Origin of the sequence: Bdellovibrio sp. (assembly GCF_047637665.1) — a bacterium.
Taxonomy (GTDB): domain Bacteria; phylum Bdellovibrionota; class Bdellovibrionia; order Bdellovibrionales; family Bdellovibrionaceae; genus Bdellovibrio.
The window spans coordinates 1-18492 of the sequence record NZ_JBLJBT010000042.1 but is presented as its reverse complement, the minus strand read 5'-3'; the positions used below and the strand labels follow the sequence as shown (position 1 = coordinate 18492).

Below are 18492 nucleotides of genomic sequence, written 5' to 3'. Positions count from 1 at the left end.
GACTTATGCTTATCTTTTTTGACTCATCGCCTTATCTGGTTAAGTGGGAAGAACCTGTTCTGCTTACTTGGACGGCGGAAGCCCTTCTTTTATTTTTTTAAGCTGCTCGATAGCCTGCTGTAGACGCAGGTCTTCTTTCGATAGGTCCGGGACTCCTCCGGGTTTTTGAAAGCGAGGGTTGGACTGCAAAGAAGAAGTGAATGAACTTTGTCCTCCCTGTCCTCCAGAACCACCTGTGAGGCGCGGTCGTGGGCCGGCTCCAAAGAGGTTGTAAAGAGTGCGTCCCGTAAGCAAAGGTTGAGTCATGAACTGACAGAAGGTCACCTCTTTTTTCTGAATGTCTTTCAAAGTGAGGCGATCTGAGAGAAGAAATTCAAGAATCTGTGCTTCATGCTCTTTCGAAGTGGGGGTGGTCTTATTGCTCACCGTCTCCGCCAGCAGTTCGCCAATCTGATCAACGCCTTCTGACTTTGGAGGCGCCGGAAGAGTTTTGATTTTCGTCAGTATCTCCATAAATGAGGTCACGCAGCTTTGATGATTTGAAAGTTGGGGGGTGCCGTTGGCGGCCAGTTCCAGGTTGAAAGCTCTTAGTGCGGCAAAGGTCATGCTGATTGGCTTCCATGTTGCTTGATTAAAGGCCGCCTGCAGGGTCTTTTCGTAGTCATTTAAATTGGAAATATCAATGAAGAGGAACCCGCTGGTATTGGAGTTCGCCGAAGCCAGATACGTGAGGTAGGTTGTGTAAAGCATGTTGGTTTTGGCGTCCAGCGAAATTGCCATTTCATGCAGGAGCATGGACTTAAGGTGTTCTCTTGTCATGTTGTCGTCAACAAAAAGATAAGTGCGATTTCCAAAATCAGTCCAACTATCCAAGGTGGGGGCAGATACAAAAGATAAGTAGTATTGCTTTCTTAAAATTTTACTGGGGGCCCTGGGGATTTCCTGACATTCTGAAAAGGCCTGTTGTGCGGCCCGGAGCGAGACTCCAAGACTATGATAAACGGAGTAGGTATTCATATAAGTCGTACACAGGGCTTCTTTAATAGGGGAACGGAAAAGTTCGATCGTAATCTCGTCAATCATGTGCTGAAGCTCGGAGTCAGGCATCACGGGAACAGAATGAGCTTTCCAATCATTTTCGGCGTAGGCGTGCAAACTAAAATAGAGAAGCAATCCAAGAATAAGAATTTTCATGATGCCGATCTCTCCATGGGTAAGAGAAGTGTGACCTTTGATTTTGTAACTTTAAAAAGAGACTCAATGCCGTGAGAGGTTCTGAGTTGAGTATTTAGGCGAGAAATCGCGATGCGCAGGCGATCAAAATGTTGTTCATTCGGGATTTCGTCATAGACGACCTGTATGACCTCATCCAATGAAGCTTCATTTTTATTGTCCTTAAAGACCGTGACAAGTCGCCAGAATAGAGGAGATTGCAGAGCATTTTCTTTTCCCTCATAAGCCACCTGTTTTGATTCCGCATCCAGAATGATCTTTGCGGTGGTCGAATTTAATGCCGACAGAAAAATCGCCCGCAGTTCCTTAGAGGCTATTTGTAGACAGTGAAAGCGGTATCGCAAGCTCCATAGCGAGTGGTCGGGGGCCTGAGGAAACAGAATCAAGGCCTGGCGTAAAAGACGAAGCAAGGAAGTGTTACTGAGGTTTTTTTCAAGGCGAATCACAGATAAAGCGGGGGCCTCATCTCCACGAACAAATGCGGCGATGAGTGTGGCCTGACTTTTTTCATACTCATTTTCATTTTGTAAAGAGGGTGAATTTTTCTTAAGGAAAGCACTTTGATTCGCAAGAATGGCAATTTCACACATCTCACTCAGGAAAAATTCGCGATCGGCGCGGCTAAGATCTTTGCCGATAATATAAGAGAAGCGTTCCTCAGCCTGCTTAAAGCCAAAAAGAAATGCGTCCGCAAGTAGCAGGACGTGTTCACGCTCGATTTCAAAATTCAGATTGTGGTCTGAGTTTCTAAGTACCAAAGGATAAAGTGTGGTGGCGGTTTTCACATCTCGCTTTTCGACGGCCAATCGTAAAAGCTGGATACGAAGGACTTGCTCTTGAGTTACAGAGAGCTGCTTTTTGGAAAGGAATCTGAGAAGCTCAGAGGCCTCATCAAGCTGGGTTCTTTCTTCATGGAGTTTTGCCAGGAAGATGGCATGATCCAGGGATTTTTGAGTCGATAGAGAGGGCATTTCATTTTTTAGTATCTGGGTCGTTCTTTGAAGAGTCTCATCAAAGGCTGCCATCAAGCCCAATTGGAAGTGGCAAAGGGCGAGATCACATAAGATATCTAAATCTGAGGGGTTGAAGTTGAGAGCAATTTCTAAGCAAGACAACGCTTTCATATAAGCACTGTTATAAAGATAAATCTTGGCTTGAAGGGCAGAGCAGGTGGCTTGATCTGCGGCGGTCTCGGGCCTCATCTCAGAAAGCAAAGCTTGGGCCTCAAGGGTTTGTCCCTGGTGAAGGTGTTCGAGGATTCTGCTTTGTTGGGTCGGCAAGATCATAAGTCTCCTTATAACAATGAGTTATCAAGCCGCGTACCAGCCCAGGGCCGTTTATTTGGTTTTAAGCTTATATCTTTAAGGGGAATGCCCTTGTGAATTCAACAGGTGTCAAAAGATTCGACAGTGATTTGTTCGGGTTTGTTCAGGGACAGGCGGATTCAAAAGGCGTAAATTCGCTTCATCAAGAACGAAACATAGAAAGGAAATTATATGAAAGCACTTTTGTTTGTAATGACCTTGGCGGTAAGTTTGAACACTTTTGCCAGAAAGATTGATCGCGAAGCCATGGCTGAAGTGAGAGGGTGTTCCAGCTATTTATTTGCCTCGGCGGAACAACATCACGCTTCTGCTGCGACTAACTTTAGAACTGCCGCGGCAGAAGCATGTTGGGAAAAGGGTTATACCAGTTGGTCAGTTTTAAACTACACCACGTCGCCGGGCCTGAATGTGCCTGTTTACTGCTTTAACGGTCATGTTGCCTGTGAATAAAAATTATTAAGGAGAAGATTATGAAAGCTCTTGTCGGTTTATTTACTGTATTTATCGCAAGTTCATTGACTCAAGCTGCGGATTTTCGAGACGCGGCGACCATTTGTGAAAGCATGAGTTTTGATAGCAACAAAGCCTCTTGTTTTAAGGCGGTCCGCCAGGCTGACCAGCAATATTTTGACAGAGGAGCTATTGAAGTATGTCGAAGTATGAGTTTTGACTCCGGCAAGTTGGAATGTGTTTCTAATATTGCGGGGAAGGCCTTTGAGAGTTTTGAGATCTCAAATTGTGCCAACCAGTCATTTGATAACAAAAAAAATCAGTGCCTCATCAACTCGGGAGTGGCTTACAGAGAACAACCGAATCGTCCGGGGCCTCGTCCTCCTCACTATCCGCCACGCCCGCAAAATCCTGACTATGTAAATGGCGTAACGGCAAGTTGGGAGAATCTTGGGGTCTTTGTAGCACCCAAGGCGGTGACAGAGCAGGTGACTTTGAATATCAATACGAGTCGAGCGGTAACGGAGATTCGTTTAGCAACTAATGGAGGCGGACTCAGAGTGGTCAAAGCTTACGCGATCACAGCTTCCGGCCAGCATGTCGAATTGCGAGATATCGAGGGAACATACGGCAAAAACTCTGTAACCCAAAGACGCTTGGATCCTTATTATGCTCTTCGTCTTCAGCGAATTGTTCTGGAAATTTCAAGCACCCAGCTTGTCGGTTCCAGAGCTAAATTGGAAGTTTTAGTCGGACTGACTCGATAAGTGGAAAAAGATCCCAGGCCAGACAAAATACGTCTGGCCTTCTTTATTAAGTAGAATGCGAGGTGGGTACCAAAATCAGTCGAGGAAACGCAATGCACAACAAATAGCTAGGTGCAGGGAGCGATCGTAAAATTTGCAGTTCTCCGGGACAGTTTTCCTGCTAGTATTTTTGCATATGTCGAATATCAAATTTAAAAAACTAGTGATCTTTACGTGTGTATTACTTCTTCAGCCGATGGTGACCCCCGGCTCTGCCGCTTGGGCGAAAAAGAAACCTCCCATGAAAGCTTTTAGCTTTATTGCGGAAGGGGGAAAGGCTTCTCAAGGAGAATGCGACGGAGAACGCAAAATTCCCAAGCTCAAACACCTTAAGGAGTTTGCTAAAACGCCTTCCTACATGGGGTCCGAGTTGCAAGACCCCGAGATCAAGGGAAAGGCCAATGAAGAAATGTGGAAACATTTTTTTAAGGTGAAAGCGGCCTGCAATACGGTTTTAGCTAAAACTCCATCGTCTGTGCAAGACCCAGCTCTTACCAAGACCAAGCCGGAACTGCCGCCAGATGATTCTGAGGATGCCGATGACAATGCTGGAGATCAGAGCGAAGGGCCGGATTCTGAATAGGCACAAGCGGATGTCTGAGCCCACACTCTCAAAAGCCCAAGTTCGTTCGCTTTGGTTGAAGTCCCAAGGCCTGCATGAGTCGAATCATTTTGGCCGTGGTCCCAAGGCGACGGTGAAGGCGATCAAACATCTGGGGTATGTGCAAATCGATACGATCAGTGTGATCGAAAGATGCCATCACCATATTTTATATTCGCGAATTCCTGACTATAAAAAGTCCCATCTGCAGCAGGCGCAAAGCAAAGATAAAGCTGTCTTTGAGTATTGGACTCATGCTCTTGCGTACATCGCGACGGATGACTTCAAATATTTTATTAACGATATGAAGCGTAGAAAACGGAATCCTTCCGATTGGTACTCTTCGGTGACGGAAGCGGATGTTAAAAAAGTTGTGGCCCTGGTTAAAAAGCAGGGGGCGCTTTCGATTCGTGATGTGAATGATGAAGTTCTCGTGGACAAAGATCATCCGTGGGCCAGTAGAAAACCGTCCAAGAAAGCTTTGCAATGCGCTTTTAACGGAGGGGACTTAGTCATTAGTGAGCGACAGGGGATGCTGAAGAAATACGAACTGACAGATCGTCATTTTGGTTGGACGAAACGGCCCAAAGCAGCCACGGCAGCGGAAGTTTTTGAGTATGACATTGATCGTGCTTTGCGCTCGCAAGGGTTGATCAGTGTCGAGTCGGCCTCTTATATGAAGAAGGTCGCTCAAAAGAAGGAAATCCTCAAGTGTCTTGAGGCCCGCGTTCGTAAAGGCGTCCTGATTCCAGTCAAAGTTGAAGGCGTTGAAAAGGTTCAGTTTTGGATGGAGCCTTCTCATCTTGATGAGGGGATTGATGATGCCAACGATTTGGCACACATCCTGTCGCCGTTTGATCCGTTAGTGATTCAAAGAAAACGTTTTAATATGTTCTTTGGCTATGACCATCGCTTTGAAGCGTACTTGCCGAAAGAAAAAAGAAAATACGGATACTTCACCTTGCCTGTGATTATTGGAGATCAAGCCGTGGCTGTTCTTGACTTAAAGACAGACCGACAAAAGCAGAGATTGCTGATTCAGCAGTGGAGTTGGTTGGGGAAGCATAAATCACAAGGCAATAAGAAGCTTATCGAACAAGAGCTTCAGCGTTTTGAGAAATTCCAACTTGCCAAGGAATAGGTCTGGTGGACATGGGGACATGTTCCTGGGCCCGGCGGTAAATTGGTCTTCGGCTCTTAAGGCCTTCTTGTTACAATCATCACTATGGCAATTAAAGCTGACGTACGTGGTTTTTCTATTTTAATGGCTGTGGCTCTTTTGTGTGGAGCTGAAGCGAGAGCCTACGATCTTCAAAAAATATCAGACGCATTTTCCCAGTGTTTTTCCAAAAGTCAGCAGCAAACGCTTCATACTCCCGGAATTAAAGCTCTTGATTGTGGGGACGTGGTAAAAAAGGAACAGGGTCTTCCCAGTGACTTTGTTTTTAGCGCCACTCGTCGCCCGCAAAATCGGCTGACCAGTTCGGTTCAGTTTTATGATATTCGTGTGGGGTATAAGAATCAACAAATGCAGACGGCGCTGCTCTTGACCGCCAATGGCAATACAAGCTCGGCCTCTCAAAATATTTCTCCCTCACCCTGTGCGGCGAGTGGTTTAAAATCAGACCCGATGACAGGTCTTCAGGGGTTGTGTAACGGGCTCAATAAGATTTCAGATGAGGAACGAAAGAAGATGACGTGCTACCCTGCAGGTAAAGATGTCGAGTCATTGCAGCCGGGGACTTGGGGATTTGGTTTTAAAAAAGAAAAAGACAACTGTGTGCGGATGTGTCCAGAGGGACAAGTTCTCAACGACACCGGGACGTGTACGGTGTGCAGTCAGAGTCTTGATAAAAGTGTGGTCAATTTATTTAAGGTGGATACTAAGAACTATAAAACCAGATCCAATGATAATCTTTGCCTGGATATCAATGGATGCTCTGAGTTTGAGGAGTTTATTGAAGACGACGATTTTGTGCGCCGATGCGCCGTTCGTTGCCCGAATGGATATGAGCGCAAAGGAGCAGAGTGTCTCGTTAAGGATTCTTACTGCAGTGACCGCGCTAAAGATATTGCCGATGGGCTTGATTGGAGTGGTCTCGACAAACTCCACAGTTTAAATCAAACTTTGGGAACTTGTTCAGCGAGCCAAATCCGAACGATGGCTCAGCAACTGAAGAGCGAAATACCTGCGTGGATTCAGAAGGAAATCAAATCCTGTCAGAACAGCTTTCGTGGCAAAAAGACGAAGGAGGGATTCACTTATAGCTTCCAACCTCCGGCGAATCTTTACAGCGCAGTTGCAACCCTTTGCCTGGGTGGCAACGAGTTGCTTTTGCGTGATCAATTAACTCCTGAGATGGCCGATGTGTTCTACGCGGTTCCCGGATTTTGGGATCATGAAGAGTACTATCAAGAGGCTGCCCAGTAAGTCAGGGGAGTTAGAGTCAACGAATCTCCATCATTCTGCGCGCACGACTATTTTCTTCAACCATGGTTCTGACACGGGCGATGGATCCCAACGGCTGATTCGCGCGATTAGAATGCAGACGGGTGTTGATATAACGGTCTTCGCAAGAAATTTCCCGTGATGACTCGGGCTTTAATTCAATCTTCGCGATCGTATAGAAAGGCATTGCGGTTTCTTCCCAAAGTTCTCCGCCGTTTTCAATCCAATCTGAAGTTGTCCAACGAGAGCGTTGTCCTTTTAGAGAACCTTTCGCTTTATTTAAGTCAAAGAACTGTACTTGGAACAAAAAACAGACTTGGCCGCTTTGAGCTCTGCGAATGATGTCGGCCTGAAGATAGTCAGCGGACTTTCCAACAGAGGATTCATGCTGAATGCTCTGACCGTCGCAAGGGGTCGTTTTGAATTTTACGATATCCACGGGTTGACCATCGGGACGAAGACCGTGGGAGTAGGGGAGGTTTGCCCAGTATTCCTCGGTCGCATAACTCTTGGTGTCTGCACGTTGATATTGATCTAGGAGTCTCTTCGCTTTAATCACGGACTTCAGGTAAAAAGGATTTGGAAAGTAATCCCAATCGCCTCCGGCAAGTCTTGCGGTCTTCATGAGTTCTAAAAACTCCTGGATATTGTTGACGGCAAACATTGGGGACGAATTCATCATGAAGTCTTGTCTGAATCCACCACTATGGTCTTTAAGGTTGCCAAAGGTCTCAACCGAAAATGAAAAGCCTCTGACGTCCGCGACGGTGTCGGGATTTTTTGCGCCCATGGCATTGGCAAAACGAATTTCGGCTTTGTGATCACCGTCTTGCGCGAAAAATCCTTGTTTCAGTCGATCGATCAAAGTGTCAGAGTAGCGGAATTGATTCTTGAGTTCTTCATTTGAGAACACGGTGAAGTCCCCTTCAAAACAGCGTCCTTTGGCGTGAGTGCCGCGATTCAGGGAGTTGTCGGCATTCTTGGATTCATTTTCAATCTTATTGAAGATGCCGATCAGGACTGAGGCGATATCAAACTCGTTGTCTTTGCGAGTTTCAAGTCCGTCGAAAAGAGGAATTGAACTAAGTACCTGCATGTTGTGGCTGTAGTTTTCAGATGTGTTTGCCGTTTTTCTTTTTGTGTCTGAGCTTAAATAAGACTGTGTCGTGCAGCCGATGACCACTGCGCCGCTGGCAAGACAGATGAACAGTTTTTTCATGGGACTCCTTATTCTTCCGAGGGATCTCTTCTTTTATCAGGCTATCCTACTCTCGAATGAGGGTGTACCTCTTTCGATTGAAGGTGGGCTATCTTTGACCGTGTCCCCGAAGTCCCTTGTGTTCTTGAGGCTAACGTCTAGAGTCGTCCTCTTAAAGTGGGTACTGTGTACAGGGACGTCTGCACTTTCAAGTAACGTTCTCGTCTTGAGAGTCAAGGATTCGCAAGACAAAGCCGAAGGGGTTTGAGAGCGTAATCAGCACCTTGTTTTTAGTAAGGCGGAAAATAGTTATGGAAGACGTCGCGGGAAGTGGAACATCATCTGGGAACCGAAAGCTGGAATTCGCTCAGGGTCAGGACCTTGGTAAATATCTTTTTTTAAGTTTGTTCTTCGTCTTTTTGACTGCTTGTCACATAAACGCGGAGATGGCCTCTTTGCTTGGAAAGGGCTTTCCTCTGAAGTTAGAGTCAGCTACGCCCATTGTTACGAATCAGTCCGTCATTCCTATTACTCTGGATTTTAAAGGTATTCCAGTGACGGATTTTAACACCCATTTTTTGCAGATATCTAACGCCACTGTTGCTAACTTGACCTCCCAAGGGAGCAAGTATTCCTTTGATCTGATTCCAGCTTCAGAGGGAGCCGTGTCTGTTCAAATCCCCGAAGGGGTTCTTCAGGCGGAGGGAGGGGAGAAGAATCTCGCCTCCAATGTTCTGAGATTTGAAGTGGATTACACCCCGCCGACAGTGACAATCGTCGGGCCGGATGTCTCTTTGGGAAATGCTGCCAAGGAATTTGTATGGACAGTTACTTATGCCGGGGCTGAGGTGGTTACGCTGGAAAATAGCGGTATCAGTCTGACGGGTTCGGATTCTTCAGGATGTTCTGTTACGGTGACCGGAACTGGGGAAACAAAAACGGTGACAGTCCGGGGGTGTTCGGGTGATGGCACGATGGGTATTTGTGTTGGTGCGGACACGGCCAAGGATTCTGCAGGAAATAAAACACTCGCTAAGGACGGTGCTAGTTTTGCGACTGTGGATAATACAGCTCCGACTCTTGCTGTTACGGGGCCAAGTCCTGCCACCGGTAATTCTGCGACCCCTTTTGTTTGGACTGTGACCTATTCGGGAGCAGATACGATCACACTCAGTGATAGCGATATTAGTTTGGGTGGAACTGCAACAGCTGGGTGTTCCAAGTCTGTCACTGGCGCTGGTTCTACACGAACGGTGACGGTGAGTGGATGTTCAGGTGATGGAACGGTTAAAATCAATGTGGCAGGAAATTCAGCAAAGGATAGTGCTGGGAATTTTTCACTGGGAAATTCGAGCGCAACAAGTGCCACGGTACAAAATACTTTGAACCCTGCAGATCCAGCGGTGCAATCCGATTTATTTATAGCGACAATCGATACGACCAAAACCTCAAGCGGGTCATCGGCCAATGATCAACTTACTTTACCTTTGGTTAGCGGTATCATCTATAATTTTGCCGTGGACTGGGGCGACGGAACAGTCAGTCAGATTAAGTCATGGAATGCGCCAGAAAAAACTCACACCTATGCTGTCGCCGGTGTTTACGATGTGAAGCTCCTTGGTGGATTTCCACAACTTGCTTTTTCAGGAAATGGCGATCTTCTGAAAATTTCAGATGTGAAGCAATGGGGAACCAATCGTTGGTCGTCGATGGAAAAAATGTTCGAAGGTTGCAGTAACTTGAATTCAACTGCGGTGGATGCGCCTGATTTAAGTCAGGTGACCAGTTTGAAGCGAATGTTCTATGGTGCGCAAAAGTTTAATGGAAGTATTGGACACTGGAATACATCCAATGTGATTGATGCATCCGAGATGTTTAGAGCGGCCACCATCTTTAATCAACCGATTGGCAGTTGGGATGTTTCTAAGATGAAGGATATAAACTCTATGTTCAACATGGCTGTGGCCTTCAACCAGCCTCTAGGGAGTTGGAATACATCGAGTGTAACGAATATGAGCTATCTATTTTCCGGCGGTGCGTTTAATCATCCTATTAATGGGTGGGATACTTCGAAGGTTACAAACATGGGGGGCATGTTTTCATCAAATAAGGCTTTCAATCAAAATATCGGCGGTTGGAACACTTCGAGTGTGACCACCATGAGTGGCATGTTTGATGATGCCGACGCCTTTAATCAAAATATAAGTAGTTGGAACACTTCAAATGTCAGATTCATGGGAAGTATGTTTCGTCGCACGGCTCTTTTCAATCAGCCGATTGGTAGCTGGAATACGTCAAAAGTGGAGAATATGTGGGGCATGTTTCAGTTCGCCGATGCATTTGATCAGCCAATCGGTGGGTGGGATACCTCCAACGTTATGTATATGACGGACATGTTCTATTATGCCAAAGTCTTCAATCAGCCGATTGGGGGGTGGAATACCTCTAAGGTGATAAACATGAATTCCATGTTTTTGGGTGCCAGAGCTTTCAATCAACCGATTGGGAGCTGGAATACGTCGGGTGTGATGGATATGGGATCCATGTTTTACCTGGCTGAAACCTTTAATCAGGTCATTGGCGGTTGGAATACGTCGAGTGTGACGGATATGAGCTCTATGTTCTTTGTTGCCTCGAGCTTCGATCAACCCATCGGAGGATGGGATACATCCAGCGTGACGGATATGAGTTCTATGTTTCGAAATGCCGTTGCATTTAATCGTTCGATTGGAGGGTGGAATACGACGAGTGTCACCACTATGAATGCGATGTTTGCTGCAACCGATGTTTTCGATCAAGATATCGGCGGGTGGAACACGTCCAATGTGACCGACATGGACTATATGTTTGATATGGCAATTGCTTTCAACCGAAATCTCAGTGGTTGGAATGTTTCAAGTGTGGTGCAGCGTCCACCGGATTCCTTTAGCAATGGAGCTGCGAGTTGGGTTTTACCTCAGCCGAACTGGTAATTTACTTTTTCAAAGCCGTTTCCGCGAGCCCCCATGTATGCTCGCGGATATCCTTGGGCCAGTCGGCAATCATCTTTTCAAACTTCGTTGTTTCCCCTGCATAAAGCGCACGCAAAGCTTCTTCGTAGTGAGGTAGATCGCCTGCCATTGTGGTCATGAACTTATAAGTTGATTCTTGAGCCTGACGGAGAAGATCTTTTGCCTGATTCTTCTTCTTGGCCTCTTCAACCAGTCGGCGCAAAGTGACCGAAGCGCCTCCGGGTTGGCGGGCCAGCCACTCCCAATGATCGGGAAGAAGAGTCACCTCTTTGGCGGTGACTCCGAGTTTGGGGCGGCCAGGACCTGATTTTTTGACGTCGGAGGCTTCAAAAAGATCCTCCAGGCGTTGAATTACATTTTCTGGAGTTCCTCTGAAATCGATTTCGATTTGGTTGCTGCTGATATTATCAAAGATCAAAATCTGCGCCTTAGGATCGGTCTTCAAAAACTTCTTTACCTTGGCGGCAACATCAATGGCACCTCCAGAAGCAACTTTTTTGGAATCCGCAAAGGCTGTGTACTTTCGATCTATTTTAGGTTCCATGAGCAACCTCCGGCATTCCGTTCGTGGGTGGGGGCTGGTGGGCAAAGCGATTGATAAAGTACATCATAACCAGCGTGATCGCAGAGAGGCCGCACATCACATAGCCGACGACCTCAAAGTGGCGGATCATGCCGCTGCTTTCCTGAACGACGATCATTCCTGAGACGATCGAACCAATCCCTCCGGCCAGTTGCTGTAGGGAGGATCCCACCGACATAAAGGCACCGCGATTGGCCGGAGAAGGGATCGCCGACATCAAAGCTTGCGAAGGAATCATGCGCGAGAAGATCCCGATGAACATCACAGTATTGACCAAGATCACCATCGGCAAAGGAGTGATTCCTAAATGAGTGTAGATCACCACCATGAGCATTCCTAAAAAGGAGCCAAAGATAAAAGTTCGAAATTTGCCAAAGCGATCACTGGCTTTTCCGACCAGAGGACCGATAAGAATGGAGGCCGCCCCAGTAATAAGATAGATCGTTGGCAGTTGATCCTGGTGAATGCCCAGATTGTTCACAGTAAAGGCGCTAGAGAAAGGCATAATCATAAAGCCACCCAGCGAAAGTAACGCCGTGGTTGCAAAGGACAAAAGATAATGGGGTTCGTTCAGAGTATGAAGAAGATGTTCGTAAGCTTTTTTGTCGACTTGAAGTTTCAGGTGCTCGTCGATGGGTTTTAGATAATAGACGATGAACACTCCGGCCAAAGAACTGACGGCAACGATCATGATAAAGGGCATATGCCAGCCCCACAGGTTAGATAAATACAATCCGGCTGGCAGACCTAAAACCTGGCTTGCGGCAAAAGCGGTTTGCAGAAGCCCCATGACTCTTCCGCGTTGGTGAAGAGGGAACAGGTCCGTCATAATTGCAAAAACAATGGATCCAATCACGCCACCGAAAAGCCCCGTGACAATGCGGGCACCGAGAAGAAACTCATAGCTCGGTGCAATTCCGCAAAGCAATGTTCCGATGATGAAACCGACATAGAAAAACAACAAAAGTTTTTTGCGATCAAACTTATCGGCAAAACCGGCGGTGAGCAGTCCCGATACGGCGGCACTGATGGCATAAGCCGAAACCACCGTCCCAAACTGACCCGGCGTTATCTTTAAGGCCGGCATCAGGAGGGCTCCCAAGGGAGAGAGAATCATAAAGTCCAGAATAATGGTGAACTGCAGGAAGGCCAGCAGAGCAATGACAAATTTTTGATACCCCGTGAAGGGGTGTCTGATTTTGGGCGTTGGTTTATCCATAAAGAGCCTTTCGATAAACCTAATATTACCCGGATATAATTAAATGTCAATATTATCCGGGTAATATTTTTTCAGGGCCGAAACTGAATGGCTGTCGTTGTCTACAAACATATACCATCCGCTCTCAAGTGATTGCAGTATGGGAGTTCAGTCTTTTCATTTACAAAGGAGCGCGCAATGGAGACTTCAAAAGAAACTCTCGAGGTCGGCAGAAAATTGGTAGATCTCTGTAAAAAGGGGCAAAACCTGAAGGCGGTGGATACACTTTACTCCTCGGAAATTCAAAGTGAGGAGCCTATGGAAATGCCGGGGATGCCTTCCCATATGAAAGGTCTTGAGGCGATTCGCCGCAAGAACACCGAGTGGGAGCAATCCATGACCGTCCATTCGATGGATGTTGCGGGGCCTTTCCCGTTAGGGGACCGTTTTGCCGTTCATTATAAATATGATGCGACCAACAAGAAGACGGGCGAGCGCATGAAAGGCGAAGAAGTTGGTTTGTATACCGTCAAGAATGGGAAGATCGTGAAAGAGGAATTCTTTTATACGATGTAGTCCTGGCCGTCAGGTTCTCTTGGCTGTGAATCATTTGTAAACACAGCCAAGAGAAAAAATCTAAGCCTTCTTTACAAACTCGGACTTAAGATTCATAGCCCCAAAGCCATCAATCTTGCACGAGATATCATGTCCGTCGCCACCATCACTCAGGCGGATATTTTTCACTTTGGTTCCCACCTTTACAACAGAAGAGGAGCCTTTGACTTTTAAGTCCTTAATCACGACCACCGTGTCGCCATCTTGCAAAATATTGCCGTTGGCGTCTTTGATGACGTTATCTTGAGGCGCTTGCTCTTCTGCACTCTCGGCGGAGGCATGAACGCCCCACTCATGGGCACACTCCGGGCAGACCCAGAGGTTGCCGTCTTGATAGATATGTTCGGAACTACATTTTGGGCATTTTGATTCGTTACTCATAGAAGTTAGTTGAACCATGAATGGGCGTGTTTTGGCAAGGCGCATCGTTTCTTGGCCTGCTCATGGTGACTATGAAAGGGAGGCCGATCGCTTCCTTGACCTTTCTAGTTAAAGAACTTAGGTTTCATTTTTTTGCAGAACAAACCCTCGAGATAAGTATGAACAAATCCCCAACCCCTTATGAACTTCTTGGCGGCGAAGACGTTCTTCGCAAGCTCGTCAAACGCTTTTACGAGATCATGGACACCTTGCCGGAAGCGCAGGGAATTCGTGCGATGCACCCTCAGAATCTTCAGACCTCAGAAGACAAGCTTTTTATGTTCTTGTCTGGCTGGTTGGGAGGTCCGAATTTGTTTGTTGAAAAGATTGGGCACCCTAAAATGCGCGCGCGACATATGCCTTTTAAGATTGGCAAATCTGAACGCGATCAATGGATGATCTGTATGGTGAATGCCGTGGAAGACTTAAAGGTCGCAGAGCCCTTGAGATCGGATCTGCTTCATGCTCTTTTAAATTTAGCCGATCATATGAGAAACCAACCCGAGCAATAATTAAAAAGATCTAATCATCGCGACCCGGATTTAATTAGAGAATCCGGTTTCTTCGGGATTAAAATTGGCCCTGACCTGAAAAAAGTGAGGGCCTATGATTTTCAAAGATCGAGAAGAAGCCGCTCAGCTTCTTTTGAAAAAACTTATAAAATATAAAGATCAAAACCCTTTGGTCTTGGGAATTCCCCGAGGGGCTATGCCGATGGCGCGAATTATCGCCGAAGGACTGAACGGAGAATTGAACGCAGTTCTTATCCACAAAATTCCCGCGCCTCATCAAGAGGAGCTGGCCATTGGTTCTGTGGGTTTGTCGGGTGAAATTTTTCGTTTGCCGCTGATTAAAGAGTACGGAATTAAAGAGTCCTATATTCAAGAGGCCGCGAAGAAACAAATCGAAGTGCTGAAGAAAAGAAAAGAGCGGTTTCAACTTCCCGAACTCCGTTGTCAAGATCGGATCGTGATTATCGTGGATGATGGAATCGCAACGGGTGCTACTGCGCTGGGCGCGATCCACGAGGTCCGTTCACAGAGTCCACGCAAGCTTATTTTAGCGGCGGGTGTGGTGGCTCAATCTACGGCTGCCAGCATGAGAAGTTTGGTGGACGAGTTTGTCGTATTAGACGAACCCGAGTTCTTTTTCGCCGTCAGTGAGTTTTTTAGTGAGTTTGATCAGGTCACCGACGACGAAGTTGTCGAGATTTTAAAAAAAGTTAAGAAAGGCAAGCGGCCTCCTGAAGCTCAGCCTCGTCTCTAATCAAGGACGAGGACTTGGTTGGGTCTGTTGGGACGCGATGTGATCTGTGAACCACTGAGAAGCAAGGACCGCGACCTGCTCTAATGTCCCTGGTTCTTCAAAAAGATGTGTGGCACCGGGTATGATCTCGATCTTTTTTTTGCAATGGAGTTGGGCGTAGGCTTGACGGTTTAAATCGATCACAACGTCGTCGTCTCCGCCAATAATCAAAAGCGTCGGAGTTTGCACGCGAGCCAGGGCGCGATCGGCTAAGTCTGGACGTCCGCCTCTTGAAACGACGGCGAAAATGTTCTGAGGTTCTCGTGCCGCAGCCACCAGGGCGGCGCCGGCGCCGGTGCTGGCACCGAAGTAACCCACTTTCATGGAGCGAGTGGGGGCCTGTTCTGCGACCCAGTTTTTGGCAAAAATCAGACGTTGTGCCAATGAGTCAATATTAAAAACTTGGGAGCGATCATTTTCTTCTGCTGGGGTGAGCAGGTCCATCAGGAGTGTGCCCAGTCCCGCTTTGCGCAGTTCTCGAGCGACAAAGTTGTTTCGAGTACTCCAGCGACTGCTTCCACTGCCATGGGCAAAGATGATGATCCCCTGAGCACCTTTGGGAAGGGACATAATTCCATTGAGATGAAGACCTTTGTAGCTAATCACGACTTCTTGTTCGTCTTTGTTTAATAGACCTTGTCCTGTTTTCATTGTGCTTTCCTTGATAAGATAAAGATCAATTCTAGAAAGTTCAGCCTAATGAAAAGACCTGAAGTTCTCACCTTGTTTTTATGCGGTGATGTGATGACTGGCAGAGGTATAGATCAGATCTTGCCTCATCCTGGAAATCCCGTGCTTTATGAATCGTCTTTGCAAAGTGCCCTAGGTTATCTTGAGTTGGCGGAAAAAAAGAACGGACGAATTTTAAGACCTGTTGATTTTTCCTATGTCTGGGGAGATGCCTTGGATGAACTGGAGCTTGTCAAACCGCATGTGCGAATTGTGAATCTCGAGACCAGCATCACCGTCAGTGAAGATTGGGAAGATAAAGGGATTAACTATCGCATGCATCCCGCCAATACTTCGGTTTTAACCGCCGCAGGCATTGATGTCTGCGTTTTAGCGAACAATCATGTTCTAGATTGGGGAGAGCGGGGACTTCGCCAGACGTTGAGTGCACTTCATGAGGCGGGTGTGAAGACGGCGGGGGCGGGATTAGATGAAGAGGACGCTGTGAAGCCAGCCATTGTGGATCTCCAAGGTCAGGGACGGCTTTTGATCTTTTCTCTGGCGACGTCCTCCAGCGGAGTTCCTCCTCACTGGGCCGCCAGGGACAGGCCAGGAATAAATCTACTTAAAGGCTTTGACGCTGAAGATTTTTTTAAAATCCAACAACAGATACAAAGTCTAAAGACACCCAAGGATCTTGTGATGGTCTCCATGCACTGGGGAGGAAACTGGGGCTACGGTATTCCCGAAAAACATGTCTCTTTTGCCAGAAGTCTGATTGATGACGTGGGGATTGATCTTGTTCATGGCCATTCGTCTCATCATGTTCTGGGGATAGAGGTCTATCGGGAAAAGCTGATTATCTATGGCTGCGGCGACTTTATAAACGATTATGAAGGGATTTGGGGTTATGAGAAGTTTCGCGGCGATTTAGCCGTGATGTTCTTCCCTCATCTTGAAGTTGAAACAGGAAAATTGCAGAGGCTTCGTCTGGTCGTCATGCAAATGAAGAAGTTCCACCTGGTTCGGGCTTCTTTAAAAGATGTAAAATGGCTAAAAGAAGTTTTAAATCGTGAAGGTCTGGGGCGAGGGACTTCCGTTGAAATGAACGAGGATCACTCTTTGGAACTGAAGTGGAAGTCGAAGTCCACTTAATATTCGGATGAGTCAATCATCATCATGCGTTCCTCGTTGCGCTGAAGCTGGAAAAGATAATTTTCTTCTCCGTCAGGATCTTGACTGTATCTTTTGAATTCTCGTAAAGACTCCTGATTGGAGCGATTGAATTCCTGGTTCTTAAAATCCGCTTTCAAACGCCCATCCACATCAAACTGATTGGCCACTGTGATTTCAGTGCGAACCTTGATTTTGGAATCATGGCGGGTCATATGAGAGCGCCATTCGGTGAGAGGAACGATCTTGTTTTCTATGGAGGGATCAATCACGTAGGGAACTAATTGCCCGTTTTCCTTAACGAGAACAACAGGGGCGACGTGATATTTCCAACGAATGACTTGCCCTTTTTTTTGAGGATGAGGTACTTGCAATCGAGGAGATTCATCCTCATCCACCGAGACAAAGGCTTTTAGCGGAGTGATTCCTTTTAATAGCAATAGGCGCGACATTTCGTGAGCTCGTTGTTCACACCCCGCCAGAGAGAACTCATAAGGGATATCGGATTTATGTTGTAAGTCGTTAAAAAGGTTTTGAGCATCTTTCTTCGATAGAGCAGTCGCTGACTTGTTTTCAAAAAGAACCAAATCAGATGATGACGGCGTCAAAGAATTGTCGGAGTTGCAGGGCCGAGATTCTGATCGATTGAGATGTCGAAGAGTTTTATCCAAGGCTTTGGAAAAGGAACTGAGGGATTCTTCATTTGCAAAACCAAAACAGGAGTAAAACAAAACCAGGCAAAAAAAGATCTTTCTCATAAAGATCTTTTCGGCACAACGGGGCTTATTTTTCAGTCCTTTTAAGTTTTTTTGTAAAGTTCTCTAATCCCAATTTGAGATGTGTAATCGCGAAGTTCATTTCTATTAGCGACACTTTTCTTTATTCCATGTTTTCAGCTCTGCGGCCGAAGAGTCGGAGGCATCAAAATGCTCGGCTTTATCTAGCATCCAAACAAAATCGTTTTTAAAGGTGCTGTACTCATTGATATAGCGAAGTCCGTCGCAAATGCCTTCAAGTCCCTTATCCGTTGTATACCAGTCTTCGTGAGTGCCCGTGATTTTAACCTGTTGCTGCCTTTGGTCTTGGCAAGTGTAAACACAGGTCCACTTTCTCTTGGTTCCATACCAGGTTTTTGTGAAGTAGATATATTGTTTGGAGTAGGGGTCCGCAATACAGCTGCAGGCCTGTGCGAATTCCGCAGACCCGATCTGAAGGGCGGTCGAAAAGCCGATGACTAATAAGAGAAATCGAAACATGGGGCACCTCATCGAAATGGATAGGCAATGAGTTGCAAAGGAGAAGCCAGAAGGAGCTGAATCTAAGGGGGTTTTCGCGGCGACGAGATGTCAAAGGTTTAGACGAATGGGTAATCGACACAAAAAATGACTCGAAGTGGGGGGTGTGTAACTACCCAGCGATTCTGTCCGCCTTTAATTACCCAGCGACTTTGACCGGA

Annotated in this window: 19 protein-coding genes; 10 read left to right on the top strand and 9 right to left on the bottom strand. The window is 46.6% G+C overall.

The genetic code is table 11. The features are described from left to right. Positions 1–63 precede the first annotated feature (63 nt). Together ACM64D_RS14375 and ACM64D_RS14370 are read right to left on the bottom strand one after the other, a co-directional pair. The gene (locus ACM64D_RS14375; protein WP_415063922.1) at positions 64–1194 is read right to left on the bottom strand and encodes a hypothetical protein; all 1131 of its coding nucleotides are present in this window, start codon (positions 1192–1194) and stop codon (positions 64–66) included. Further along, complete coding sequence (locus tag ACM64D_RS14370) at positions 1191–2519, bottom strand: tetratricopeptide repeat protein (RefSeq protein ID WP_415063921.1); 1329 nt, start codon at positions 2517–2519, stop codon at positions 1191–1193. The genes ACM64D_RS14375 and ACM64D_RS14370 overlap by 4 nt, the downstream gene beginning before the upstream one ends. Before the next feature lie 210 nt (positions 2520–2729). Here ACM64D_RS14370 and ACM64D_RS14365 point away from each other — a divergent pair, with 210 nt between their 5' ends. The 5 genes from ACM64D_RS14365 (at position 2730) to ACM64D_RS14345 (ending at position 6846) form a co-directional block, all read left to right on the top strand. Continuing rightward, the gene (locus ACM64D_RS14365) at positions 2730–3008 is read left to right on the top strand and encodes a hypothetical protein (RefSeq protein ID WP_415063920.1); all 279 of its coding nucleotides are present in this window, start codon (positions 2730–2732) and stop codon (positions 3006–3008) included. A 20-nt stretch (positions 3009–3028) separates the two neighbouring features. Next, entirely contained in the window at positions 3029–3775 is a 747-nt protein-coding gene (locus ACM64D_RS14360) for a hypothetical protein (RefSeq protein WP_415063919.1), read from the top strand. A 175-nt stretch (positions 3776–3950) separates the two neighbouring features. Beyond that, positions 3951–4397, top strand: coding sequence for a hypothetical protein (locus tag ACM64D_RS14355; protein WP_415063918.1), 447 nt, complete (start codon positions 3951–3953; stop codon positions 4395–4397). Then, positions 4360–5556: a winged helix-turn-helix domain-containing protein gene (locus ACM64D_RS14350; protein WP_415063917.1), complete on the top strand. Its 1197-nt coding sequence runs from the start codon at positions 4360–4362 to the stop codon at positions 5554–5556. The genes ACM64D_RS14355 and ACM64D_RS14350 overlap by 38 nt, the downstream gene beginning before the upstream one ends. A gap of 84 nt (positions 5557–5640) precedes the next feature. Then, positions 5641–6846: a hypothetical protein gene (locus ACM64D_RS14345; protein ID WP_415063916.1), complete on the top strand. Its 1206-nt coding sequence runs from the start codon at positions 5641–5643 to the stop codon at positions 6844–6846. Between the two features lie 16 nt (positions 6847–6862). Here ACM64D_RS14345 and ACM64D_RS14340 read toward each other — a convergent pair whose 3' ends face one another. Then, positions 6863–8083 (bottom strand): hypothetical protein, encoded by a 1221-nt coding sequence (locus tag ACM64D_RS14340; RefSeq protein ID WP_415063915.1) that lies wholly within the window; start codon positions 8081–8083, stop codon positions 6863–6865. 290 nt (positions 8084–8373) lie between these two features. On the opposite strand from ACM64D_RS14340, the gene ACM64D_RS14335 reads away from it, so the two are divergent. Continuing rightward, a complete protein-coding gene (locus tag ACM64D_RS14335) occupies positions 8374–11034 on the top strand; it encodes a BspA family leucine-rich repeat surface protein (protein ID WP_415063914.1) in 2661 nt (886 codons plus the stop codon). A gap of 1 nt (position 11035) precedes the next feature. Here the strand turns inward: ACM64D_RS14335 and ACM64D_RS14330 are convergent, their stop codons facing one another. Both ACM64D_RS14330 and ACM64D_RS14325 read right to left on the bottom strand, forming a co-directional pair. Beyond that, complete coding sequence (locus ACM64D_RS14330; protein WP_415063913.1) at positions 11036–11617, bottom strand: DUF2239 family protein; 582 nt, start codon at positions 11615–11617, stop codon at positions 11036–11038. After that, entirely contained in the window at positions 11607–12875 is a 1269-nt protein-coding gene (locus tag ACM64D_RS14325) for an MFS transporter (RefSeq protein ID WP_415063912.1), read from the bottom strand. Before ACM64D_RS14325 ends, ACM64D_RS14330 begins: the two co-directional genes overlap by 11 nt. Before the next feature lie 177 nt (positions 12876–13052). Here ACM64D_RS14325 and ACM64D_RS14320 point away from each other — a divergent pair, with 177 nt between their 5' ends. Further along, positions 13053–13430 carry a SnoaL-like domain-containing protein gene (locus tag ACM64D_RS14320; protein ID WP_415063911.1) on the top strand — a complete coding sequence of 126 codons (378 nt, stop codon included), beginning with the start codon at positions 13053–13055 and terminating at the stop codon, positions 13428–13430. A gap of 60 nt (positions 13431–13490) precedes the next feature. Here the strand turns inward: ACM64D_RS14320 and ACM64D_RS14315 are convergent, their stop codons facing one another. Further along, a complete protein-coding gene (locus ACM64D_RS14315) occupies positions 13491–13850 on the bottom strand; it encodes a zinc ribbon domain-containing protein YjdM (RefSeq protein WP_415063910.1) in 360 nt (119 codons plus the stop codon). A 158-nt stretch (positions 13851–14008) separates the two neighbouring features. Between ACM64D_RS14315 and ACM64D_RS14310 the strand changes: the two genes are divergently transcribed. Together ACM64D_RS14310 and ACM64D_RS14305 are read left to right on the top strand one after the other, a co-directional pair. Then, positions 14009–14401: a group II truncated hemoglobin gene (locus ACM64D_RS14310; RefSeq protein WP_415063909.1), complete on the top strand. Its 393-nt coding sequence runs from the start codon at positions 14009–14011 to the stop codon at positions 14399–14401. Positions 14402–14495: 94 nt separating this feature from the next. Then, positions 14496–15155, top strand: a complete 660-nt coding sequence (locus ACM64D_RS14305) for a phosphoribosyltransferase (protein ID WP_415063908.1) — start codon at positions 14496–14498, stop codon at positions 15153–15155. Here ACM64D_RS14305 and ACM64D_RS14300 read toward each other — a convergent pair whose 3' ends face one another. Next, complete coding sequence (locus ACM64D_RS14300; RefSeq protein WP_415063907.1) at positions 15156–15845, bottom strand: dienelactone hydrolase family protein; 690 nt, start codon at positions 15843–15845, stop codon at positions 15156–15158. Between the two features lie 48 nt (positions 15846–15893). Between ACM64D_RS14300 and ACM64D_RS14295 the strand changes: the two genes are divergently transcribed. After that, positions 15894–17018 carry a CapA family protein gene (locus tag ACM64D_RS14295; protein WP_415063906.1) on the top strand — a complete coding sequence of 375 codons (1125 nt, stop codon included), beginning with the start codon at positions 15894–15896 and terminating at the stop codon, positions 17016–17018. On the opposite strand, the gene ACM64D_RS14290 is transcribed toward ACM64D_RS14295, so the two are convergent. Then, positions 17015–17794 (bottom strand): protein-glutamine glutaminase family protein, encoded by a 780-nt coding sequence (locus ACM64D_RS14290; RefSeq protein ID WP_415063905.1) that lies wholly within the window; start codon positions 17792–17794, stop codon positions 17015–17017. The genes ACM64D_RS14295 and ACM64D_RS14290 overlap by 4 nt on opposite strands. A gap of 105 nt (positions 17795–17899) precedes the next feature. Beyond that, entirely contained in the window at positions 17900–18292 is a 393-nt protein-coding gene (locus ACM64D_RS14285; protein ID WP_415063904.1) for a hypothetical protein, read from the bottom strand. Positions 18293–18492: the final 200 nt, after the last annotated feature.